The organism is Streptomyces cadmiisoli (assembly GCF_003261055.1).
Lineage (GTDB): Bacteria > Actinomycetota > Actinomycetes > Streptomycetales > Streptomycetaceae > Streptomyces > Streptomyces cadmiisoli.
Map to the genome: position 1 here is coordinate 4,018,983 of NZ_CP030073.1, position 22,539 is coordinate 4,041,521.

Here is a 22,539-nt window from a genome sequence, read left to right on the forward strand (position 1 = left end):
GTTAGGAGATCACCACCTTGACGATGCCGGTGAGGGCGATCTGGGCGAGGGACAGGGGAACGAGGAGGGTCCAGGAGAACTTCTGGAGCTGGTCCTCACGCAGCCGGGGGTAGGTGACGCGCAGCCAGATCACGATGAACGCGAGCACGGCCGTCTTCAGCAGCGTCCAGACCCAGCCGAGGCCGTCGGCGCCCCACGGGCCGTGCCAGCCGCCCAGGAACAGCACGGTGGTCAGGCCGCACAGGACGACGATTCCGGCGTACTCGGCGAGGAGGAAGAGAGCGAAACGCAGCCCGGTGTACTCGGTGTAGGCGCCGAAGATGATCTCCGAGTCGGCGACGGGCATGTCGAACGGCGGGCGCTGGAGTTCGGCCAGCCCCGCCACGAAGAACACGATCGCGCCGACGATCTGCCAGGGCAGCCACCACCACTCGAAGGCGTCCAGGATCCCCGGGAGGGAGACCGTTCCGGCCGCCATGGCGACCGAGGCCGCGGTGAGGAGCATCGGCAACTCGTAGGACAGGAGTTGGGCGGCGGTACGCAGGCCACCCAGCAGGGAGAACTTGTTCGCGCTGGCCCAGCCGGCCATGAGCGAGCCGAGGACTCCGACGCCCATCACGGCCAGGACGAAGAAGACACCCGCGTCGACGACCTGACCGACCGCGCCCTCGCCGGGGCCGATCGGGATGGCGACCAGCACCAGCAGGTACGGCAGGAGGGCCACGGCGGGAGCGAGCTGGAAGATGCGCCGGTCCGCGCCCGCCGGAACCACGTCCTCCTTCTGCGCGAACTTCACGCCGTCGGCGACGAGCTGGGCCCACCCGTGGAAGCCACCGGCGTACATGGGACCGAGGCGGCCCTGCATGTGCGCCATCACCTTGTGCTCGGTCTGGCCGACGATCAAGGGGAAGGTGAGGAAGACGCCGAAGACGATGAGGAGTCGCAGGGCGACGTCGAGCACGTCGTTCACGTCCGGCCTCCTGCGGGGTCTTCGGGGGTGGTGGGGCCGCTGGGGTCACTGGGGCCGCTGGGGCTGTTGGAGTCGCCGGGGCTGTTGGAGCTGTTGGAGTCGCCGGGGCTCTTGGGGGTGTTCGGGCTGCTGGGCGCGCTGGGGGTCTGTGTCTCGCCGTCCGCCGTGTCATCGGCTTCGGGCTCGGCGCCGGTGGTCGGCTCCGCGCGGGTGGTCGGCTCCGCGCCCGTGGTCGGCTCCGCGCCCGTCGCCGGCTCCGCGCCGCGCCCCTCCCCGGTCTCGGGCTCACCGGATTCCGTGCGTTCCTTCCCGGCTTCCGGCTCACCTGAGTCCGGGCGAGCCGCCTCGGACTCCGGCTGCCCCGCCGGGGCACGGTTGGCCTCAGCCTCCGGCTCCCCCGCCGCCGCACGGTTGGCCCCGGACTCCGGCTCCCCCGCCGCCGCACCGTTGGCCTCAGCCTCCGGCTCCCCCGCCGCCGGGCGGGCGCCCTCAGACTCCGGTGCGATCGGCTCGGCCGGCGTCGCATCCGCGTCGTCAGACCGCCCGGCGTTTTTCTCCGCGGTGGCGCCGGCGTCGCTGTCCTCGGACCGCCCGGCGTCCTTCTTCTCGGGTTCCTCGGGCTGCGCCGCGTCCTTGGTTTTCTGGTCGTCGTCGAACGCAGGGCGGGCGTGGTGCCAGGGCGCGTCGGCGCTGCGAGGCGCGGTGTCCGGTCGCGTCCGCTCGGCGCCCGTCCCCTCCGCCCGCTGCGAAGCCGACCCCCCGCTCGCGCTCCGGGACCGGCGAGGGGCAGCCGCACCCGCCGAAGAACCCGCAGCCGAAGCCGAAGCCGCCGCAGAACCCGCAGCCGAAGCCGGAGCCGCACCCGCCGAAGAACCCGCAGCCGGAGCCGAAGCCGCCGCAGAACCCGGAACCGAAGCCGGACCCGCACCCGCCGAAGAACCCGGAACCGAAGCCGTCTCCGGCCCCTGGCCCTGACCTTGGCCCTCAGCCGACCCCGCAGCGCTCTCCGTACCCGCCGCGCTCTCCGCGCTCTCCGCCCGCTGCGAGGCCGACCCCCCGCTCGCGGTGCGTGCGCGGCGAGGGGTGGTCGGGGGCGCGGTGTCCGCCGGTGCCGGTGTGGGTGCGGCGGTCTGACCGGCGGAGCCCTCCGCGGCCGTGCGGGTGCGCCGTGCCGGGCGTTCGCCCGCCGGGCGGGCCGCGCCGCGGGCCGGACGGGCGGGGGCGGCGGGGAGGGTGCCCTTGAGGGGGCCCCATTCGTTCGGGTCGGGGACACCCGGGGGAAGCATCTGGCGGCGCTTGGGGCCGCCGTGTTCGGACTCGCCCGGTTCCTTCGCGCCCGGCCACGCCTTGGCGACGCGGGCGGCGAGCACGAAGTCCTTGCGCAGGGGGTGCCCTTCGAAGGTCTCCGGCAGGAGGAGGTGGTCCAGGGCCGGGTGGCCCTCGAAGCGGACACCGAACATCTCGTGCGTCTCGCGCTCGTGCCAGGCCGCGCCGGCGTAGACGTCGACGGCGGAGTCGAGGACGGGGGTGTCGTGCGGCACCGTGGTGCGCACCATCAGACGGCGTACCGGGGCGAGCGCGACGACGTGTGCCGAGACCCGGAACCCCGTGCCCGGTTCGTCGACCGCGCTCAGCCAGTCGAAGTAGGTGCAGCCCAGGTCGTCGCGGGCGGTGCGCAGTGCCGCGGTCCAGGACGCCGGGGGCACGTCGACGGTGAGGACCGCGTACGACTCCTCGGCCGTGGCTCCGGCGCCGAAGAGGTCCTCGGCGGGAGCCGGGAGCCAGCCGGTCGTGCCGCTCATCGCGTCTCCCCCGAACTCTCCCCCGAACCGGCGGCCGGCGGCTGCACCAGGCCGCTCTGGAGCGCGGCCGCGGACGGCCGCGTGGTGCCGTAGCGCTCGCCGAGCGACTCGCGGGCGATCTTCTCCTGGAGCTTGAGGATCCCCTGGAGAAGCGCCTCGGGCCGGGGCGGGCAGCCGGGGACATAGACGTCGACGGGGATGATCTGGTCGACGCCCTTGGTGACGGAGTAGGAGTCCCAGTAGGGGCCGCCGCAGTTGGAGCAGGCGCCGAAGGAGATGACGTACTTCGGCTCGGGCATCTGCTCGTACAGGCGTTTGACGGCGGGCGCCATCTTGTCGGTGACGGTGCCGGACACGACCATCAGGTCGGCCTGGCGCGGACCGGGCGCGAACGGGATGACGCCGAGGCGGATGAAGTCGTGGCGGGCCATCGACGCGGCGATGAACTCGATCGCGCAGCACGCGAGCCCGAAGTTGAAGACCCAGAGCGAATAACGGCGGCCCCAGTTCAGGACGACCTTCATGGGCTCGGGGGCCAGGCGTGCGAGGGCGCCGAGCCGCTTCGGCTCCGGCAGCAGGACAGGTGCGGGCTCCGAGGGAGTCACTTCTGGCGTCACGTCCATGCCAGGACACCCTTCTTGTATGCGTACAGCAGTCCCACGGCCAGGAAGCCGAGGAAGATGAACATCTCGACGAGGGTCGCGGCGCCGTAGCCGGGGGCGGCGAAGACCGTGGCCCACGGGAAGAGGAAGATCGAGTCGACGGCGAAGATGACGTAGAGGAAGGCGTACACGTAGTAGCGGACCTGGGTGTGGGCCCAGCCCTCGCCGACGGGGTCGACGCCGCACTCGTACGTCAGGAGCTTCTCGGGGGTGGGCACGACGGGGCGCAGCAGTCGGCCCGCGCCGAACGCGACGGCGACGAACAGCACGCCGATGACGGCGAGGAGTCCGACGACCGAATAAGCCTCGAAGTAGTCCGCCGCGACGATTGCGGTCGGTTCGACGGTCGGTTCCCGCACGTCCGTCCCTCGCTCCCCTGACCTCGACCCGATGACCTGGTGACCCCGCGACCTCGCGACCCCACGAGACCCCCGCGGCCCACGAGACCGTTCTGCAACGGACCCACGGGACCGTGATCCCGCGGCCCGCGAGACCGTGATCCTGTGACGTTCGTGAACGCCGGTGTTCGACGATCTGTACGCAACGTGAGTCTAGGGCCTGTTAAAGCGCCGGTAAGCAGCCCATCACGCCTTGGCGGGCCGGGGTGGGGTTTTCCTCAGCAGAAGCGGGCGGTCCACCTCATGGCGTGGCCGTACGCCGCCGGGCACGCTAGCCCATGTGACCGACAAAATCCCGGGCCCGGAGCTCCCCGACCGCGACGACCACCGCCTGCCGCCGCCCCGCTTCGCCTATGACGGGCGCACGTGGAAGGAGATCGCGCATCTCCTGGCGAACCTGCCGATGGCGCTGCTGGGCTTCGTCTATGTGGTGACGGTGCTGTTCACCAGCGCTTTCCTGACCGTCACGGTGATCGGTTTCCCGCTGCTCGCCGCGGGCCTGATGGGGTCGCGGCAGCTGGGCAAGCTGGAGCGGGCGCGGGCCAGGAAGCTGCTCGCGGTGCGGGTGGACGAGCCGAGTCCGCTGCCGCTGCGCGGCCCCGGGGGGTTCTTCCCGCAGCTGTGGATGATGCTGAAGGACCCGGTGGGCTGGCGGACCATCCTGTACGACTTCATCCGGCTGCCCTGGGGCGTGCTCACCTTCGCCGTCACGCTGACGTCGCTGTTCGTGCTGTGGCCGGTGCTGCCGTTCATCGCCCGGGGGCTGGCCAACGCGGACCGGGCGATGGTGCGCGGGCTGCTGTCGCCGTCGGACGAGCTGGAGCGGCGGATCGCCGAGCTGGAGTCGGACCGGGGGGTCGTCGTCGACACGGCCGCGGCCGATCTGCGGCGTATCGAGCGCGACCTGCACGACGGGGCGCAGGCCCGGCTCGTGCACCTGGCCATGGGCCTCGGGCTGGCCAGGGAGAAGCTGTTGGAGGACCCGGACTACGCGGCGGCCATGGTCGAGGAGGCGCACGGCGAGGTGAAGCTGGCGCTCCAGGAGCTGCGCGACCTGGCACGCGGCATCCACCCGGCGGTTCTCACCGACCGCGGCCTGGACGCCGCCCTCTCCGCGGTCGCCTCACGCTGCACGGTGCCGGTGAAGGTGACCGTCGACCTGGAGCGCAGACCGGCCGAGGCCATCGAGGGCATCGCCTACTTCACCGTCTCCGAGCTGCTCCAGAACGTCAGCAAGCACAGCGGGGCGACGTCCGCCTCCGTCGAGGTCTGGCGGACGGAGCAGCGGCTGCTCATACAGGTGGGGGACAACGGCCGCGGCGGCGCCGGCCTCGACGGCGGTACGGGGATGCGGGGGCTCGCCGAGCGGCTGGACGCCGTCGACGGTCTGTTCGTCATCGAGTCGCCGGTGGGCGGGCCGACGCTCGTCACGGCCGAGCTGCCCTGGCGGGACCGGCAGGCGCGGCGCGCGTAGCCGTCGCCGGGGGTCGGACGGCCGGTCGGCGAGGTAGGGAAAACCCCCCGTACGAGACGCCGATTGCCTCCATGGTTCCGGCGCCTCCGGCACAGCACTGTGGAACCGGCACGGGACGACCGGCACGAGACGACGGGGAGTGAGTGGGCCGATGGCCACGGAGTACGGACGCGGGCACGAGTACGGGTACGGGTACGGGTACGGCCCGCGCGACGGGCGGTCCGGCCCGGGCACGGGGGCCGGCGTCGAGCGGCGCCACCGGCTGCCGGCCGGGCTGCGGGCGCCGTTCGAGGCACGCAGCTGGCGCGAGTTCGCGTACGTGCTGCTGAGCCTGCCGATCGGCGTGCTGATGTTCACGTACGCCGTGACGATGCTCGCGCTCGGTGCGGGGCTGCTGGTGACGTTTCTCGGCATTCCGGTGCTGGCGGCGGGGCTGGCGGGGTGCCGGGGGCTCGGCGCGCTGGAGCGGGCGCGGGCGCGCGGACTGCTCAGGCTCGAGGTGGCCGAGCCGGAGCCGCTGCGGGTGCGCGGCAGCGGCCTGATGGCGTGGGTGGGCGCCGTGCTGAAAAGCGGTACCTCGTGGCGCCATCTGCTCTACGCGGTGCTGCACTTCCCGTGGGCGGTGTTCTCCTTCGTCGTCGCGGTGAACTTCTGGGCGTACGGATGGGCGCTGCTGACGTACCCCCTGTGGTTCTGGCTGTTCCCGGTGTACGGCGGGCAGGACGGGCTCCAGCTGTACGGCGACGAGACGCACCGCATCTCCCTCGACAACCCGTTCGAGATCACGGTCACGGCGTTGGTCGGCCTGCTGTTCACGCTGGCCACGCCGTGGATCGTGCGGGCGCTGACCCTGGTGGACCGGCTGCTGGTGCACGGGCTGCTAGGGCCGTCCCGGCTGGCGACCCGGGTGGTGGAGCTGGAGTCGGACCGGGGGGTCGTCGTCGACACCGCCGCGGCCGACCTGCGGCGCATCGAGCGCGACCTGCACGACGGGGCGCAGGCCCGGCTGGTGGCGCTGGCGATGGATCTGGGCATGGCCCGGGAGAAGCTCGCCGAGGATCCGCGGGCGGCGGCACGGATGGTGGACGAGGCGCACGGCGAGGTGAAGACGGCGCTCCAGGAGCTGCGCGACCTGGCACGCGGCATCCACCCGGCGGTCCTCACCGACCGCGGCCTGGACGCCGCCCTCTCCGCGGTCGCCTCACGCTGCACGGTGCCGGTGCACGTGGAGGTGGACCTGGCGGCCCGGCCGGCGCCGGCGATCGAGGGGATCGCCTACTTCACGGTGTCGGAGCTGCTGCAGAACATCAGCAAGCACGCGCGGGCCGGCTCGGCGACGGTGGACGTGTGGCGCTCCGAGGACCGGCTGATGCTCCAGGTCACGGACGACGGCGTGGGCGGCGCGGACGCCGGTGCGGGCGGCGGCTCCGGGCTGGCCGGACTGGCGGAGCGGCTGGACGCGGTGGACGGGATCCTGGTGGTCGACTCACCGGCGGGCGGCCCCACCAGGATCACCGCGGAACTTCCCTGGCGAGGGTGAACCAACCACCCGGCGCGGCACCCGCGCCTCACCCGCCACTCCCGCCCACTCGCCCCCACGCCCCACGCCCCACCCCCACCCACTCCCACCCCTGACCCCCACCCCACCCCATGCCCGCTCCCCCCGCTCACCCCCGTGCGAGCCGTCCCGCTCCGGTCCGCCTTCCCCTTCCCCCGAAAGCTGGAATGCTTGACTGGTTCGTACGGGCGGATTCGGGCAATGGGGGGCCGAGGATCGTGGAGGACAGGGTGCGGGTGGTCATCGCCGAGGACTCGGTGCTGCTCAGGGAGGGCCTGACCCGGTTGCTGACCGACCGCGGGCACGAGGTCGTCGCCGGGGTCGGGGACGCGGAGGCGTTGATCAAGACCATCACGGAGCTGGACGCCGAAGGGCTCCTGCCCGACGTGGTGGTCGCCGACGTGCGCATGCCGCCGACCCACACCGACGAGGGGGTGCGGGCCGCGGTGCAGCTGCGGAAGGCGTATCCCCGGCTCGGTGTGCTCGTGCTGTCGCAGTACGTGGAGGAGCGCTACGCCACCGAACTGCTGGCCGGTTCCAGCCGGGGCGTCGGCTACCTGCTGAAGGACCGGGTGGCCGAGGTGCGCGAGTTCGTGGACGCGGTGGTGCGGGTGGCCCGCGGGGGCACCGCGCTCGACCCGGAGGTCGTGGCGCAGCTGCTCGGACGCAGCCGGAAGCAGGACGTGCTCGCGGGGCTCACGCCGAGGGAGCGCGAGGTGCTGGGGCTGATGGCGGAGGGGCGGACCAACTCGGCCATCGCCAAGCAGCTGGTCGTCAGCGACGGCGCCGTCGAGAAGCACGTCAGCAACATCTTCCTGAAACTGGGTCTGTCCCCGAGCGAGGGGGATCACCGGCGGGTGCTGGCCGTCCTGACGTACTTGAATTCCTGACCGTCCGCCGGGCGACGCATCCAAGCGGGCACGGACGGCGTCTTCAGCGGTGTTCTTCATGCGAATGTCCGAGGGACAGCGAACCTCGCGGACGTAGGGTTGGTCCTGGGAGGGCCTGCGGGAAGGCCGCCTCCCAGACAGCCGCCTCGAAGGAGGTCCAGTTCAGTGACGAGCCAGGTCAGTAGCCAAGCGGAGCAGGCCGACGGAGCCGTCGTCGGGGAGCAGCGCAAGGCGGTGGGGGTCAAGGACGTCCGCCGCATCGACCGGGTGATCATCAGGTTCGCGGGGGACTCGGGTGACGGTATGCAGCTCACCGGTGACCGGTTCACCTCGGAGACGGCATCCTTCGGCAACGACCTGTCGACGTTGCCGAACTTCCCCGCCGAGATCCGGGCCCCCGCAGGGACACTGCCGGGGGTGTCGTCCTTCCAGCTCCACTTCGCCGACCACGACATCCTGACGCCGGGCGACGCGCCGAACGTGCTGGTGGCGATGAACCCGGCGGCGCTGAAGGCCAACGTCGGGGACCTGCCGCGCGGCGCGGAGATCATCGTCAACACCGACGAGTTCACCAAACGCGCGATGCAGAAGGTCGGGTACGAGACCAATCCGCTGGAGGACGGCTCGCTCGACGGGTACCACCTCCATCCGGTGCCGCTGACCACTCTGACGGTGGAAGCACTGAAGGAATTCGACCTCACCCGAAAGGAGGCCGAGCGCAGCAAGAACATGTTCGCGCTCGGCCTCCTTTCGTGGATGTACCACCGGCCGACGGAGGGGACCGAGAAGTTCCTGCGGTCCAAGTTCGCGAAGAAGCCCGACATCGCGGCGGCCAACATCGCCGCGTTCCGCGCGGGCTGGAACTTCGGCGAGACCACCGAGGACTTCGCGGTCTCCTACGAGGTGGCGCCGGCGGCGAAGGCCTTCCCGGTCGGCACGTACCGCAACATCTCGGGGAACCTGGCCCTGGCGTACGGCCTGATCGCCGCGGGCAGACAGGCGGATCTGCCGCTGTTCCTCGGCTCGTACCCGATCACGCCCGCCTCGGACATCCTGCACGAGCTGAGCAAGCACAAGAACTTCGGTGTGCGGACGTTCCAGGCCGAGGACGAGATCGCGGGCATCGGCGCGGCCCTCGGCGCTGCGTTCGGCGGTTCGCTCGCGGTGACCACGACCTCGGGACCGGGTGTCGCGCTCAAGAGCGAGACGATCGGGCTCGCGGTCTCGCTGGAGCTGCCGCTGCTGGTCGTCGACATCCAGCGCGGCGGGCCCTCGACGGGACTGCCGACGAAGACCGAGCAGGCCGACCTGCTGCAGGCGATGTACGGGCGCAACGGTGAGGCGCCGGTGCCGGTCGTCGCTCCGCGCACCCCGGCCGACTGCTTCGACGCCGCCCTGGAGGCGGCCCGGATCGCCCTGACGTACCGCACCCCGGTCTTCCTGCTGTCCGACGGCTACCTCGCCAACGGCTCGGAGCCCTGGCGCATCCCGGACCTGGACCAGCTGCCGGATCTCACGGTGCAGTTCGCCCAGGGCCCGAACCACACCCTGGAGGACGGCAGCGAGGTCTTCTGGCCGTACAAGCGCGACCCGCAGACCCTGGCCCGGCCCTGGGCGGTGCCGGGCACGCCGGGCCTGGAGCACCGCATCGGCGGCATCGAGAAGCAGGACGGCTCGGGCAACATCTCCTACGACCCGGCCAACCACGACCTGATGGTCCGCACCCGCCAGGCGAAGATCGACGGCATCGACGTCCCGGACGTCGAGGTCGACGACCCGGGCGAGGCGAAGATCCTGGTGCTGGGCTGGGGGTCGACGTACGGGCCGATCACCGCGGCGGTGCGGCGGCTGCGCGCGGCCGGCCGGCCCGTCGCCCAGGCGCATCTGCGCCACCTCAACCCGTTCCCGCGGAATCTCGGCGCGGTGCTCGCGCGGTACGAGAAGGTGATGATCCCCGAGATGAACCTCGGGCAGCTCGCCACCCTGATCCGGGCGAAGTACCTGGTCGACGCCCATTCGTACAACCAGGTCAACGGCATGCCGTTCAAGGCGGAGCAGCTCGCCACGGCGCTCAAGGAGGCCATCGATGGCTGAGACGTCCACGGAAGGCACCGGCACGATCGAAGCGCTCAACCTGGTCCCCAGGGCCGAGGGCAAGCAGTCCATGAAGGACTTCAAGACCGATCAGGAAGTGCGCTGGTGCCCCGGCTGCGGTGACTACGCGATCCTGGCGGCCGTGCAGGGCTTCATGCCCGAGCTGGGCCTCGCCAAGGAGAACATCGTCTTCGTCTCGGGCATCGGCTGCTCCTCCCGCTTCCCGTACTACATGAACACCTACGGGATGCACTCGATCCACGGCCGTGCCCCCGCCATCGCCACCGGTCTCGCCGCCTCGCGGCGCGATCTGAGCGTCTGGGTGGTCACCGGTGACGGCGACGCGCTGTCCATCGGCGGCAACCACCTGATCCACGCCCTGCGCCGCAACGTCAACCTCAAGATCCTGCTGTTCAACAACCGGATCTACGGCCTGACGAAGGGCCAGTACTCCCCGACGTCCGAGGTCGGCAAGATCACCAAGTCGACGCCGATGGGCTCGCTGGACGCGCCCTTCAACCCGGTGTCGCTGGCCCTCGGCGCGGAGGCGTCGTTCGTCGCCCGGACCGTCGACTCCGACCGCAAGCACCTCACCGAGGTGCTGCGTCAGGCCGCCGCCCACCCGGGCACGGCGCTGATCGAGATCTATCAGAACTGCAACATCTTCAACGACGGGGCCTTCGACGCCCTGAAGGACCGGCAGCAGGCCGAGGAGGCGGTGATCCGGCTGGAGCACGGGCAGCCGATCCGCTTCGGGGCGGACAACACCCGCGGGGTGGTGCGGGACCAGCGGACCGGCGACCTCAAGGTGGTCACGGTGACCCCGGAGAACGAGGACCAGGTGCTGGTGCACGACGCCACCGCCGACTCCCCGACGACGGCGTTCGCGCTGAGCCGGCTCGCCGACCCGGACACCCTGCACAACACCCCGATCGGTGTCTTCCGCGCGGTGCACCGGCCGGTCTACGACACCCAGATGGCCGATCAGCTCGACACGGCCGTCGAGCAGAACGGCAAGGGCGATCTGGCCGCGCTGCTGGCCGGCGGCGACACCTGGACGGTGGTCGGCTGACCCGCGGGCGGTCGACGCGTCACGAGGCCCGGGCAGCCAGTGCCCGGGCCTCGTCGTATGTCTCGCGGGCCCGCTCCACGTCGTCCATCCGCCGCTCCGTCCACAGCGCCAGCGCGTGCACCTGTTCGGCGGCCTCGCGGCCGAGGTCGGTGAGGGAGTAGTCCACGCGGGGCGGGATGACGGGCTTGGCGTCCCGGTGCACCAGGCCGTCCCGCTCCAGGGTCTGGAGGGTCTGGGTGAGCATCTTCTCGCTGATCCGCGGGGCGAGCTCGCCGATCGCCCGGCGCAGTTCGCTGAAGCGGTGCGATCCCTGGAGGAGCCGGATCAGGACGAGGACGCCCCAGCGGCTCGTGACGTGTTCCAGGACCAGCCGGTACGGGCACATCGCCTCGGCGCCGCCCTTGGGGTCACTAACTGTCATGTCAGTACCTTACTTGAGAGTGGGTACTTTCCAAGAGTTAGCGCTCCTTCTAGGGTCGAAGACGTCACGACCCCCACAAGGAGAACGCGCCTCATGAGCATCGTCGTCACAGGAGCCACCGGGCACCTCGGCCGTCACGTCGTCACCCAGCTGCTGGAGCGGGTCCCGGCGGACCGGATCACCGCCGTCGTCCGCGACGCGTCGAAGGCCGCCGACCTCGCGGACCGCGGCGTGCGGATCGCGATCGCGGACTACAACGCCCCCGAGACGTTCGACGGCCTGTTCTCCCCGGGCGACAAGGTGCTGCTGATCTCCGGCACCGAGTTCGACCGCGGCCGGGTCGCGCAGCACCGGGTCGTCATCGACGCGGCGAAGGCGGCCGGTGTCGCCCTCCTCGCCTACACCAGCGCCCCCGGCAGCCTGACCGCCGCCCTCGCCGACGACCACCGGGGCACCGAGCGGGTCCTCCTGGCGTCCGGCCTGCCGTACGTGCTGCTGCGCAACGGCTGGTACCACGAGAACTACACCGAGAACCTCGCCCCGGTGCTGGCGCACGACGCGGTGGTCGCCGCCGCCGGCGAGGGCCGGGTCTCCTCGGCCTCCCGCGCCGACTACGCCGCCGCGGCCGTCGCCGTGCTGACCGGCGAGGGGCACGAGAACAAGACGTACGAGCTGGGCGGCGACGAGGCGTGGAGCTTCGCCGAGTACGCGGCCGAGCTGAGCCGGCAGACCGGGCGGGAGATCGCCTACAACACGGTCACGCCCGAGGTGCTCACGGACATCCTCTCCGGCGCCGGGCTGCCCGGACCGATGGCCGCGATCATCGCCGGCACCGATGTCTCCATCGGCAAGGGCGAGCTGGTCGTCACGACCGGCGACCTGTCCCGGCTGGCGGGGCGTCCGACGACCCCGCTGTCCGAGGCCGTCACCGCCGCGCTCAAGGACTGACCCGGAAAGCCCTCCGGAACTCCCCGCCGCGACGCGCTCTCGCCGCTTCCCGGAATCCCCCGGGACCCGCCGGCTTCCCGCCTGTCATGACCGTATGGCGATACGGGTATGACAGGCGGGCGGGCTCGGCGCTACCTTCGTGCGAGCGAGGCCGACGCGTGAAGGAGGAGCCGGTGGCCGGGAAGTCCAGGGGCGAACGGCACATAGGTCTGCTGAACGGCTTCGCCGCCTACGGGATGTGGGGCATCGTCCCGCTGTTCTGGCCGCTGCTGAAGCCGGCCGGCGCGGTCGAGATCCTCGCTCACCGGATGGTGTGGTCCCTCGTCGTCGTCGGCGCCGTACTGCTCGTCGTACGCCGCTGGAGCTGGATCGGCGAGCTGCTGCGGCAGCCGCGGCGCCTGGCGCTCGTCACGGTCGCCGCGGCCGTGATCACCGTCAACTGGGGCGTCTACATCTGGTCCGTGAACAACGGTCAGGTGGTGGAGGCCTCGCTCGGGTACTTCATCAATCCGCTGGTCACCATCGCGATGGGCGTCCTGCTCCTGAAGGAGCGGCTGCGGCCCGTGCAGTGGGCGGCGGTCGGTGTCGGCTTCACCGCGGTCGTCGTCCTGACCGCCGGCTACGGCCGCCCGCCGTGGATCTCCCTCGTCCTCGCCTTCTCCTTCGCCACCTACGGACTGGTGAAGAAGAAGGTCAACCTCAGCGGTCTGGAATCGCTGGCCGCCGAGACCGCGATCCAGTTCCTGCCGGCACTCGCCTATCTGCTGTGGCTGACGTCCCACGGCGGGTCCACCTTCGCCGCCGAGGGGCCGGGGCACGCGGCCCTGCTCGCCGCGACCGGTGTCGTCACCGCGCTGCCGCTGGTCTGCTTCGGCGCGGCCGCGATCCGCGTGCCCCTGTCCACGCTGGGTCTGCTCCAGTATCTGGCCCCGGTGTTCCAGTTCCTGCTCGGCGTCCTCTACTTCCGCGAGGCCATGCCCGCCGAGCGCTGGGCCGGGTTCGCGCTGGTCTGGGTGGCGCTCACGCTGCTCACCTGGGACGCGCTGCGCACCGCGCGCCGGGCCGCCCGCACGCTCAGGGCCGAGACGGCGGTGCCCAGGACCACCATCGCGACCGGCACCGCCGGCGCCGTACGGAACGCGGAGAGCGTCGCCTCCGGGCCGGAACCGCTGGACGCCAAGCCGTAGACCGCGGTCACCGCGGAGATGCCGACCGCGGAGCCGAACCGGGTGGCGGTGGTCAGCACGTCGGCGGCCCGCCCGCCGAGCGGGGCGGACCCGGCACGTCCTGGGTCGCCTTCCTGGCCCGGTGTGCCCGCACCTTCTCCCGGTTGCCGCAGTGCTCCATCGCGCACCAGCGGCGGCGGCCGGGGCGCGAGGTGTCGACGAACAGCAGCCGGCAGTCGTGGGCGCCGCACTCGCGGACACGATCCGCGTACGGACCCGAGAACAGGTCGATCGCGTCCCGGGCGACGGTCGACAGCAGCCCGGTGCCGGTGGCACCCGGCGCCCAGCCGCGGCTCCCGTCCGGGGCGAGTCGGGTGACCAGCGGCGGCGGGACGGCGGCCGTGTTGACGATGTCCACGTCACGCGCCCGGAGCGGACGGCCGTGCGCGCGGTCGGCGGCGAGCGGGAAGAGGGCGTCGCGCAGGGTGCGGGCCGCGACCAGCTCGTCCTCGGTCACGGTGAGGTCGAGTCCGGCCGCCAGCCGGCCGCGACCGGCCCAGGTCACCAGGTCGGCCGGGCGGTGCAGCACCTCGAAGCGCGCCAGTTCCCCCGGGCCGCCGGTGGGCAGCAGTTCCAGACAGAGCGCTCCGGGGTCGAAGCGGTAGGGCTTCCCCTCGTGCGAGAAAAGGGTCAACCCGGGCGACGGGTCCGGCACTTCCGATGGACTCCGGCTCATGTAACCAATATAACTGGTTACATGAGCGAGAAGGCATCCGCACCGGTACCCGTGCACTGGAAGCTGGTCATCGACTGCCAGGACCCGCACGCGCAGGCCGACTTCTGGGCCGCCGCGATCGGCTACGACGTCGAGGACAACAGCGCGCTGATCGAGCATCTGCTGAACACCGGCGCCCTCCCCGAGGCCGCCACCACCGACTTCCACGGCCGCCCCGCCTTCCGGGACCTGATCGCCGTACGGCACCCGGAGGACCCGGTCGAGGCGCGCAGCGGCACCGGACTGGGGCGGCGGCTGCTGTTCCAGCGCGTCGCCGAGTCCAAGTCGGGCAAGAACCGGCTCCACCTGGACCTGCACCCAGCCGCCGGCAGCCGGGCCGAGGAGGTGGAGCGGCTGCGCGGGCTCGGGGCGAGCGTGCTGAGGGAGGTGAAGGAGCAGGGCGGCGAGTGGGTCGTGATGGCGGACCCGGAGGGGAACGAGTTCTGCGTGCACTAGGGACTGCGGTCGGCCCGGCTCCGCTCGGCCCGCGCGGAAGCCACCCCGCCTCCGCGCCGGTCGGCGCGCGCCCGAGTCACCCCGCTTCGGCCGCGGTCAGTTCCCCGCCGTCCGCTTCGCGCGGTCGGTGAGCCGGCCCATACGGGCGCGGGCGGACTCCAGTTCCTCCATGTCCTCGGCGGCCGGGCCGCCCTCACCGACCAGTTCGGTCCACAGGCCGATCAGTTCGCGCCCCATCTCCAGGCCGAGCGACGGCTCGCGCACGGCCCGCCACGACGTGGCCGCGCTCTGCACGTTGCCGTACGCGGCCTCCGCGTCCCCCAGACGGCGGTGGACGCGGACCACGTCGAGGGAGAGCCGGAAGGACCGGACCGGGTCGGCCGCCAAGTACGCGATGTAGGCGGTGAGTTCGAGCAGGCCGAGCAGCTCGGGATGGTCGGGCGGCAGGGTCGCCGACGCCTCCCCGGCGGTCTGCTCCGCGAGGGCCGCCGCCGCGTCGATCCGGCCCGCCCGCACGGCCTCGCCGATCCGGGCGATCGGCTCGGCGAGGAGGGCGGGGCCACTGGGCTCCTCGTCGGCGGGCGCGTCACCCAGGATGGCCTCGGCGACGGCGTCGAAGCCCCGGGGCGGCGTGGGCCTGGGATCGGTGTCCGACCGCGGCGGCGCCGGGGTTTCCGGGTGCGGCTTGGCGCCCATGACCGGCGGCGGGCCGAACGCACCCGTCGGCGCGGTGACCGCCGAACCCGGGACGGCGGTCCCGGGCACCGCCCGCAGCGGGAAGGTGGGGACCGCTTCCCCCAGGGGTTGCGGCTCGGGCACCGCGCGGAGCGGGAAGGTGGGGACGGCGTCCCCCGCAGGCTGAGTTTCCGGCGCCGGCCGCGGCGGAACGGCCCGCGGCCCCTCGCCGGGCGGCTGCGACCGGCCCGCCGCCCCCATCCGGAACGTCGGTGTCGACTCGGTCCGCTGTGCCGGCGTGCGGAACACATGCGTGTCCCGGTCGGCTCCGGACTCGTGCGCGGGGTGCGGCGCCGCCGGCCCGGACGGGTGCGGCGCCCGCGGCCGACCGGAGGCTGCGGGTCCGGCATCCCCGGTCCGCTCCGCCGGTGCCGGCCCGGTCCGCACCGGCTCACCGGTGTACCGGCTGGAGCCGTCCGGGTGGACCTGGAGGGGGACGACGTAGCCGATGCGTTCGTCGTGGACCGTGGCGAGGACGGGGCGGCCGGCGGCGAGGGCGATGCGGTGGAGCTGCCTCAGCACGGCGTGGTGGAGTTCCTCACCGGGTGCCGCGACGACCGGGACCCCGCCGACCGTGGCGCGGCACGCGCCCGCCTCGGCCCACGGGACGTGGACGTCGACCGCCGGTGCCGCGGGGGCGGCCTGGTGTTCCTGTTCCCGCTTCTTCTCGCGGCTGAGTCGAGACATCCGTTCCCTCACTCGCTGGCGTTCGCGTCTCGGCGAACCCGTTCGTCCGAGTCTCCCCGGTCCGGCGCGGTGCCCGGGTCACCACGTCGTCACAGGCCTGTCCCAAGAACCGGTACCCCCGTCACGCGATTCTCCCGCAACCGCGAAGATCGGTGGGGTGGCCACGGAAGGGAGCGGGTATGCGGACGGGCGCGCGGCAGGGGCCGGAGATCTGGATCCGCGGACCGGTGCCCGCCCCGGACCCGGCGCCCGCCGTCGCCTCGAACACGGTCCGGCGCTTCTCCTGGGTCGGCACCCACGGCGGTTCGGGGGTCTCCACGCTGGCAACGGTCTACGGCGGTCAGGACTGCGGCTGCGACTGGCCCGGCGCGGGTGATCCGACGTCGGTGCTGCTGGTCGCCCGGACGCACGCGTCGGGCCTGACGGCCGTTCTGCACGCGCTGGAGGTCTTCCGGCGCGGCCAGGCCCCTGCCGGGCTGGACCTGGACTCCGTCGTCCTGGTCGCGGACGCGCCGGGGCGGCTGCCCCGGCCGCTGGCGCAGCAGGCCAGGCTGATCGAGTCGGTGGTCGACGTGTACCGCGTGCCATGGGTGCCGGCCTGGCGGCTCGGCGATCTCGGCGGCCGCCCGCCCCGTGAGACCGAGGCCCTGGCACGGCTGACGGGGACGGCCCACTGACGAGGGGCGCGAGCAGGCACCGGAGGCAGGGGCGGCTCTGGCGATACGAGCGGCTCTGAAGGCACGGGCGGCTCCCGAGGCACAAACGGCTCTGAAGGCACAGGCAAGGACAGGCTCCGGCGGTACCGGCAGCACTGGAAGTACCGGCGGCACCGGCGGCACTGGCGGCAATTGCATGCATGCGCATAAGATGCACACGCGTGAAACTGGCGCGCCGCCGCGTGCCGGTGACCGGATCCCGGGGGAGCCATGAACCGCCGTTTCCTGTTCGTACTGGGCAGCAGCCGCAGCGAGGGCAACACCGAACTGCTGGCCCGTGAGGCCGCCGAACAGCTGCCCGCCGACGTCGAGCAGCGCTGGATCGACCTCGCCGAGCACCCGCTGCCCGACTTCGAGGACCTGCGCCACGACAGCGACCACGTCCGCCCGACCGACGGCAGCACCGCGCTGCTGCTGGACGCCACGCTCGCGGCGACGGACATCGTGATCGCCTCTCCGCTGTACTGGTACTCGCTGTCCGCGCACACCAAGCGCTATCTGGACCACTGGTCGGGCTGGCTGCGCACACCCGGCATCAATTTCAAGGCGACGCTCGCCGGGCGCACCCTGTGGGGCGTCACCGCGCTCGCGCACGAGGAGAGCGAGGTCGCCGACCCGCTGATCGGCACCCTCAACCACTCGGCCGCGTACATGGGGATGCGGTTCGGCGGGGTCCTGCTCGGCAACGGCAGCAGGCCCGGTGACGTACTGCACGACCTCGACGCCCTCGCCCGTGCGAAGACGTTCTTCGCGCAGGAGCCCCCGCTCGCCCGCTTCCCGTACGAGGCGTCGTAGACCGGGCCGGGGGCGGGACCTTCATGACGGGTCCTCATGGCACCGCCGGGCGGGACGTCCCTCGGCCGCGAGGCCTCGCCGTGCCGGCTAGGCGGTGACGTCCTTCGTCGTGAAGCGCGCCCAGGCCGCCGTACCGAACACCGCCGCGTACAGCCCCTGGAGGCCGAGGTTGCGCACCAGGTCGTCCCAGTAGACCGGCTCGCGCATCAGGTCGGCGAAGGACAGCCAGTAGTGCGGGAACAGGTACGGGTGGATCGCGTGCAGCTGGGGGATCTGGTCGACGATCTGAACGGTGATCAGCAGGCCGACCGTCGTCGCCATCGCCGCGATGCCGCTGTTGGTCAGCGTCGAGACGAACAGACCGAGCGCCGCCACGCCGGTCAGTGAGGCGGCGACGACCAGGGCGATCAGGAGCGCCCTGCCGAGCCCCTCCGCGAAGCCGATCCGCGTACCGGAGATGGTCGTCAGGTCGCCCAGCGGGAACAGCAGCGCCCCGACCGTCAGCGCCGAGACGGCGACCACCAGGGTCGCCGCCAGGCAGAAGGCCATCGCGGTGGCGTACTTGGTGAGCAGCAGCCGGGTACGGCCGGCGGGGGCGACCAGCAGGTAGCGCAGGGTTCCCGCGCCCGCCTCACCGGCGATCGCGTCGCCGGCGACGACACCGACCGCCATCGGCAGGAAGAAGGGCAGGGTCGCGGCGAGGGCGGTGAAGACGAGGAACAGGCCGTTGTTGGTGATCTGCGTCATGAAGGCCGGGCCCGCGCCGCCGTCCGGGCCGCCGCCGCCCACCGTCGAGCCGTCGCTCGTCTCGATCCGTACGGCGATCCCGACGAGGACCGGCACCGCGGCCAGCACGCCGAGCAGCGCGAGCGTGCGCCAGCGCCGGAAGGTGGTGGTCAGTTCGCTGCGCAGCAGGCCGAGGGTCCACAGCGGGCCGGCGGGCCGCGGGACGCCGGCCCGCCGGTCCGCGGGACGCGGAGCGTCGGCCGGCCGGAGCTCAACCCGCGACATCGAAGCCCTCCCCCGTCAGTGCCATGAACGCGTCCTCCAGGGTGGCCCGTTCCACGCCGAAACCGCGCACCCGCACCCCCGCCGCGACCAACGCGGCGTTCAGGTCGGCGAGTTCCCCTTCCGGGGGTTCGCCGGTCACGCGGTCCTCGTCGACCACGACGTCCGCGACCCCGCGTTCCTTCAGGACCCGGGCCGCGTCCGCCGGGTCCGGCGTGGTGACGACCAGCCGGCCCCTGATGCCCGCGGCCAGCTCGGTCACGGCGCCCTGGGTGACCAGCCGGCCCCGCGCCATCACGGCGGCGTGCGTGCACACCTGCTCGATCTCGTCGAGCAGGTGCGAGGAGAGGAACACGGTCGTTCCGTCGGAGGCCAGCTCCCGGACCAGGGCGCGGATCTCGCGCATGCCCTGCGGGTCCAGCCCGTTGGTCGGCTCGTCGAGGACGAGCAGGCGGCGGGGCTGGAGCAGGGCGGCCGCGAGTCCGAGCCGCTGTTTCATACCGAGGGAGTAGGCCTTGGCCTTCTTCCCGGCCGCCGCAGCCAGCCCGACCCGGTCCAGTGCCGCCGTGACCCGGGCCCGCCGGGTGCGCGGGTCGGCGGTCGGGTCCGCGGAGTCGAGGCGCAGGAGGTTGTCGCGGCCCGAGAGGAATCCGTAGAGGGCGGGGCCCTCGATGAGGGCGCCCACGTACGGGAGCACGGCGCGCGTGGCCCGGGGCATGGGCCGCCCCAGCACGTGCGCCGTGCCCGACGTGGGCTCGATCAGGCCCATCAGCATCCGGATGGTGGTGGTCTTGCCGGAGCCGTTCGGACCGAGGAAGCCGAAGACGCTGCCCGCCGGAACGGTCAGATCCAGCCCGTCGACGGCGAGCTGTCCGCCGCGGAAGCGCTTGGTGAGCGCACGGGTGTGGATGACGCCGTCACCCGTGCGCTCGCCTGCCGTGGCGGACGCTTCGTCCATGGGCACCCTCGATTCGCCGTCCGGGTGCGGTGCTCACCCGATTCGCCGTCCGGGTGCGGTGCTCACCGCCGCGCCCGTGCCGTACTCACTGCGCGGAGTCGGCCGCCTTCACCAGCGCGTCCTTGGTGACGGCACCGACGTACACCGTGCCGTCATCGGTGATCAGGGCGTTGACCAGACGGGTCTTGAAGACCGTGCCGGTGCCGAAGTCGCCCTTCACCTGGTCGCCGAGGGAACCCAGGAAGCCGCCCAGGTCGCCGCCCGCCTCGCCGGAGGGCATGCCGCCCTCGGCGCCGGTGTCGAGCACGGCGACGGAGTTCCAGCCCTCGCCGATGACGTTCGGCCCGTCGAGGCCCTTGCCGAAGCCCTTGCCCAGGTCCTCGCCGAGGTCCTTGCCGAAGTCCTCCTCGGACTTCCGCGTGTGCTCCGGCTCGTCGAGGCTGTCGCCCTCGGTCACCTTCGCGCCCTTGGGCGGGGTGAAGTCGAAGGTGCTCGCGGCCGGCTTGGCGAAGCTCACCTGGGTGAAGCCCGCGTCCACCACGGCGGCCCCACCGCTCGCCGGGGTCAGCGTGAACTTCAGCGGCAGTCCGGTCTCCGCGTCCACCGCCACGCTGATCGCACCCACCGTGGAGCCGGACTGCTTCGGCTTGATCACCAGCTTGTACGCGTCGCGGCCGGCGACCTGGGCGGTGCCGTCGACGGTCACGGACGTCGTGTCGTCGACCGCCTTCAGGGCCTCCTCGGTGAGGTCGCCGGGCGTCGCCGGGACCTCCTTCGGCTGCTTGCCGCCCGCCTCCTCGGCCGCGGTGGCGTGGTAGACCTCGTTGGACGCGCTGTCGTAGCCCCACACGTCCTTGCCGTTGTGGATCAGGCTGTACTCGGCGGCGTCCTCCAGCAGCGACAGCTTCTGCCGGTCCGGGCCGTCGGCCGCGACCCGCAGGGTGTGCGTGCCGGTCGCCAGCTCGGTGAGCTTGGCCGACGGATCCGCGGCGGAGCCCTCGCCGTCCGACGGGGCGCCGGACATCAGACCGCTCTCCAGACCGCCCAGGTCCGGCAGTCCGAGATCCGTGGTGATCTTCACGGTGCCGGACAGCTGCTGCACGTCCGACGCGGCGATCTTCTCGATGAGTTGCTGCGCGCTGATCTCCGGCAGGTCGGGGCTTCCGGAGTCGGCGAGCGCGGGAACCAGACCGATGGTGCCCGCCGCCACCCCCAGGACCGCCGCCGGGACGACGTACCGCGCGGCCTTGCGCCGGCGTGCCGCGCGCAGTTCGTCCGCCTCCGCGGCCTCCGCGGCGCTCGCGCTGTCGTCGGATTCGTACGGTGCCATGTGTGCCTTACCTCCGTCGTCGGCGGCGGCCGTCCGTCTCGTCGCGTCCTCGCACTCGTCCACCCTGAGCCGCCATTCTCACCCGGATCGGTGAGGAGTGGTGTGTTCCGTGGTCTCCATCTGACCAAACCGCACGAGAAGATGCGTCAGACCCCGGGCTCAACTCCATGTACTGCTGGGGTATGACATGGACGGACGACGTCTGCCCCGACCCGTAGGGGTCGTCCGGGGCGGCGCCGCCCTCCGGTCCGGTCCGCCGGGGCCTCGGTTCCGTACGAACACGTGGTCGGCCTGGTCGGGCACGCCGACGACGGTCCCCGGCGTACGGGATCCGGCCGGGGCGACACCGCCGACGCGGCGCCGCCGTCGGGCGCGATCCGCCGCGGGGCGATACGGGAGGCGTCGATCGCGGCGGAGAAGTCGGGAGGGAGCACGGCGGAGCGGGGCGTGGAGCGGGCCTGTGGTGGGGTGTACGGCGGGGCGGCCCGGGACGCCGTGCCGACGCGGAACACCGTGCCGACGCGGGACGCTGTGCCGACGGGCGGCTAACCGGCCCGGTGCACGACGGCGTCGCACAGCTCGATCAGCGTGGCCTTCGCGTCGCACTCACGCAGCGGCGCGAGCGCGGCGCGCGCCTCCTCGGCGTAGCGGACGGTGTCGCGCCGGGCCTGCTCCAGCGCCGGGTGCGCCCGCAGCGCGGTCAGCGCCTCGGCGTGCCGCTCGTCGTCCGTCAGATCGGAGTCCAGCAACTCGCACAGGGCGATGTCCTCGGCCAGGCCGAGCCGGGCCGCGCGCTCACGCAGCCGCAGTACGGGCAGGGTCGCGATGCCCTCCCGCAGATCCGTGCCCGGCGTCTTGCCGGACTCGTGCGAGTCGGAGGCGATGTCCAGCACGTCGTCCGCGAGCTGGAAGGCGACGCCCAGCCGCTCGCCGTACTGCGTCAGGACGTCCACGACCGGGTCCTCGGCGCCCGACATCATCGCGCCGAAGCGGCACGACACCGCCACCAGCGAGCCCGTCTTGCCGCCCAGGACGTCCAGGTAGTGATCGACCGGGTCGCGCCCGTCCGTGGGCCCGGCGGTCTCCAGGATCTGTCCGGTCACCAGCCGTTCGAACGCCTCCGCCTGCACCCGCACCGCCTCGGGCCCGAGGTCGGCGAGGATGTGCGAGGCGCGCGCGAAGAGGAAGTCACCGGTGAGGACCGCGACGGAGTTGCCCCAGCGGGTGTTGGCGCTCGGCACTCCGCGCCGCACGGCGGCCTCGTCCATCACGTCGTCGTGGTACAGCGTCGCCAGATGGGTCAGCTCCACGACCACGGCCGAGGGCACGACCCCGGGCGCGTACGGGTCGCCGAACTGCGCGCTGAGCATCACCAGCAGCGGACGGAACCGCTTCCCGCCGGCCCGCACCAGATGCTGCGCGGCCTCCGTGATGAAGGGGACCTCGCTCTTGGTGGCTTCGAGCAACCCTTCCTCGACAGCCGCCAATCCGACCTGGACATCGGCTTCCAGAGCCTGGTCCCGCACGCTCAGCCCGAACGGCCCGACGACGGTCACGAGGGGTCTCCTGTCTGCTGGTGTCTACTGGCGATTACGCGGTTTGTCGATACGTCGCTGCCTTCACT

The 22,539-nt window shown here is 72.4% G+C and carries 22 protein-coding genes; 11 read left to right on the forward strand and 11 right to left on the reverse strand.

Annotation, left to right across the window (positions count from 1 at the left end; genetic code table 11):
* Window position 1 precedes the first annotated feature (1 nt).
* The 4 genes from DN051_RS17150 to DN051_RS17165 are packed head-to-tail and all read right to left on the reverse strand — an operon-like array spanning window position 2 to window position 3,793.
* Window positions 2-970 carry a complex I subunit 1/NuoH family protein gene (locus tag DN051_RS17150; RefSeq protein WP_053762870.1) on the reverse strand — a complete coding sequence of 323 codons (969 nt, stop codon included), beginning with the start codon at window positions 968-970 and terminating at the stop codon, window positions 2-4.
* Complete coding sequence (locus tag DN051_RS17155) at window positions 967-2,772, reverse strand: NADH-quinone oxidoreductase subunit C (protein WP_112439016.1); 1,806 nt, start codon at window positions 2,770-2,772, stop codon at window positions 967-969. The genes DN051_RS17150 and DN051_RS17155 overlap by 4 nt, the downstream gene beginning before the upstream one ends.
* Window positions 2,769-3,395: an NADH-quinone oxidoreductase subunit B gene (locus DN051_RS17160; RefSeq protein WP_053762872.1), complete on the reverse strand. Its 627-nt coding sequence runs from the start codon at window positions 3,393-3,395 to the stop codon at window positions 2,769-2,771. The genes DN051_RS17155 and DN051_RS17160 overlap by 4 nt, the downstream gene beginning before the upstream one ends.
* Window positions 3,386-3,793, reverse strand: a complete 408-nt coding sequence (locus DN051_RS17165) for an NADH-quinone oxidoreductase subunit A (protein WP_112439017.1) — start codon at window positions 3,791-3,793, stop codon at window positions 3,386-3,388. Before DN051_RS17165 ends, DN051_RS17160 begins: the two co-directional genes overlap by 10 nt.
* Before the next feature lie 319 nt (window positions 3,794-4,112).
* Here DN051_RS17165 and DN051_RS17170 point away from each other — a divergent pair, with 319 nt between their 5' ends.
* The 5 genes from DN051_RS17170 (at window position 4,113) to DN051_RS17190 (ending at window position 10,920) form a co-directional block, all read left to right on the forward strand.
* Entirely contained in the window at window positions 4,113-5,306 is a 1,194-nt protein-coding gene (locus tag DN051_RS17170) for a sensor histidine kinase (RefSeq protein ID WP_199314946.1), read from the forward strand.
* A gap of 151 nt (window positions 5,307-5,457) precedes the next feature.
* The gene (locus tag DN051_RS17175; RefSeq protein ID WP_112439019.1) at window positions 5,458-6,846 is read left to right on the forward strand and encodes a sensor histidine kinase; all 1,389 of its coding nucleotides are present in this window, start codon (window positions 5,458-5,460) and stop codon (window positions 6,844-6,846) included.
* A gap of 248 nt (window positions 6,847-7,094) precedes the next feature.
* On the forward strand, window positions 7,095-7,754 hold the full coding sequence (locus DN051_RS17180) for a response regulator transcription factor (RefSeq protein WP_053756350.1): 660 nt from the start codon (window positions 7,095-7,097) through the stop codon (window positions 7,752-7,754).
* A 165-nt stretch (window positions 7,755-7,919) separates the two neighbouring features.
* The gene (locus DN051_RS17185) at window positions 7,920-9,848 is read left to right on the forward strand and encodes a 2-oxoacid:acceptor oxidoreductase subunit alpha (protein WP_112439020.1); all 1,929 of its coding nucleotides are present in this window, start codon (window positions 7,920-7,922) and stop codon (window positions 9,846-9,848) included.
* A complete protein-coding gene (locus DN051_RS17190; protein ID WP_053756348.1) occupies window positions 9,841-10,920 on the forward strand; it encodes a 2-oxoacid:ferredoxin oxidoreductase subunit beta in 1,080 nt (359 codons plus the stop codon). Before DN051_RS17185 ends, DN051_RS17190 begins: the two co-directional genes overlap by 8 nt.
* 19 nt (window positions 10,921-10,939) lie before the next feature.
* On the opposite strand, the gene DN051_RS17195 is transcribed toward DN051_RS17190, so the two are convergent.
* The gene (locus DN051_RS17195; protein ID WP_053756347.1) at window positions 10,940-11,341 is read right to left on the reverse strand and encodes a winged helix-turn-helix transcriptional regulator; all 402 of its coding nucleotides are present in this window, start codon (window positions 11,339-11,341) and stop codon (window positions 10,940-10,942) included.
* Window positions 11,342-11,434: 93 nt separating this feature from the next.
* Here DN051_RS17195 and DN051_RS17200 point away from each other — a divergent pair, with 93 nt between their 5' ends.
* Together DN051_RS17200 and rarD are read left to right on the forward strand one after the other, a co-directional pair.
* Complete coding sequence (locus DN051_RS17200; protein WP_112439021.1) at window positions 11,435-12,289, forward strand: SDR family oxidoreductase; 855 nt, start codon at window positions 11,435-11,437, stop codon at window positions 12,287-12,289.
* Window positions 12,290-12,462: 173 nt separating this feature from the next.
* Window positions 12,463-13,476, forward strand: coding sequence for an EamA family transporter RarD (rarD, locus tag DN051_RS17205; protein WP_246041053.1), 1,014 nt, complete (start codon window positions 12,463-12,465; stop codon window positions 13,474-13,476).
* 52 nt (window positions 13,477-13,528) lie between these two features.
* Here the strand turns inward: rarD and DN051_RS17210 are convergent, their stop codons facing one another.
* Entirely contained in the window at window positions 13,529-14,191 is a 663-nt protein-coding gene (locus DN051_RS17210) for a CGNR zinc finger domain-containing protein (protein WP_053756344.1), read from the reverse strand.
* A gap of 21 nt (window positions 14,192-14,212) precedes the next feature.
* Here DN051_RS17210 and DN051_RS17215 point away from each other — a divergent pair, with 21 nt between their 5' ends.
* Entirely contained in the window at window positions 14,213-14,686 is a 474-nt protein-coding gene (locus tag DN051_RS17215) for a VOC family protein (protein ID WP_112439023.1), read from the forward strand.
* 96 nt (window positions 14,687-14,782) lie between these two features.
* On the opposite strand, the gene DN051_RS17220 is transcribed toward DN051_RS17215, so the two are convergent.
* Window positions 14,783-16,108 (reverse strand): tetratricopeptide repeat protein, encoded by a 1,326-nt coding sequence (locus DN051_RS17220; protein WP_112439024.1) that lies wholly within the window; start codon window positions 16,106-16,108, stop codon window positions 14,783-14,785.
* A 179-nt stretch (window positions 16,109-16,287) separates the two neighbouring features.
* Here DN051_RS17220 and DN051_RS17225 point away from each other — a divergent pair, with 179 nt between their 5' ends.
* Together DN051_RS17225 and DN051_RS17230 are read left to right on the forward strand one after the other, a co-directional pair.
* The gene (locus DN051_RS17225) at window positions 16,288-16,785 is read left to right on the forward strand and encodes a DUF6668 family protein (RefSeq protein WP_112439025.1); all 498 of its coding nucleotides are present in this window, start codon (window positions 16,288-16,290) and stop codon (window positions 16,783-16,785) included.
* 249 nt (window positions 16,786-17,034) lie between these two features.
* Entirely contained in the window at window positions 17,035-17,619 is a 585-nt protein-coding gene (locus DN051_RS17230; protein WP_053756340.1) for a flavodoxin family protein, read from the forward strand.
* A gap of 87 nt (window positions 17,620-17,706) precedes the next feature.
* On the opposite strand, the gene DN051_RS17235 is transcribed toward DN051_RS17230, so the two are convergent.
* The 3 genes from DN051_RS17235 to DN051_RS17245 form a co-directional block, all read right to left on the reverse strand.
* On the reverse strand, window positions 17,707-18,630 hold the full coding sequence (locus DN051_RS17235) for an ABC transporter permease (protein ID WP_053756339.1): 924 nt from the start codon (window positions 18,628-18,630) through the stop codon (window positions 17,707-17,709).
* The gene (locus tag DN051_RS17240; RefSeq protein WP_112439026.1) at window positions 18,617-19,585 is read right to left on the reverse strand and encodes an ABC transporter ATP-binding protein; all 969 of its coding nucleotides are present in this window, start codon (window positions 19,583-19,585) and stop codon (window positions 18,617-18,619) included. Before DN051_RS17240 ends, DN051_RS17235 begins: the two co-directional genes overlap by 14 nt.
* 85 nt (window positions 19,586-19,670) lie before the next feature.
* Window positions 19,671-20,915 (reverse strand): LolA family protein, encoded by a 1,245-nt coding sequence (locus DN051_RS17245; RefSeq protein WP_112439027.1) that lies wholly within the window; start codon window positions 20,913-20,915, stop codon window positions 19,671-19,673.
* 282 nt (window positions 20,916-21,197) lie between these two features.
* Here DN051_RS17245 and DN051_RS45085 point away from each other — a divergent pair, with 282 nt between their 5' ends.
* Entirely contained in the window at window positions 21,198-21,464 is a 267-nt protein-coding gene (locus DN051_RS45085; RefSeq protein WP_162624947.1) for a hypothetical protein, read from the forward strand.
* Here DN051_RS45085 and DN051_RS17255 read toward each other — a convergent pair.
* Window positions 21,461-22,471, reverse strand: a complete 1,011-nt coding sequence (locus tag DN051_RS17255; RefSeq protein WP_053756335.1) for a polyprenyl synthetase family protein — start codon at window positions 22,469-22,471, stop codon at window positions 21,461-21,463. The genes DN051_RS45085 and DN051_RS17255 overlap by 4 nt on opposite strands.
* Window positions 22,472-22,539 lie beyond the last annotated feature (68 nt).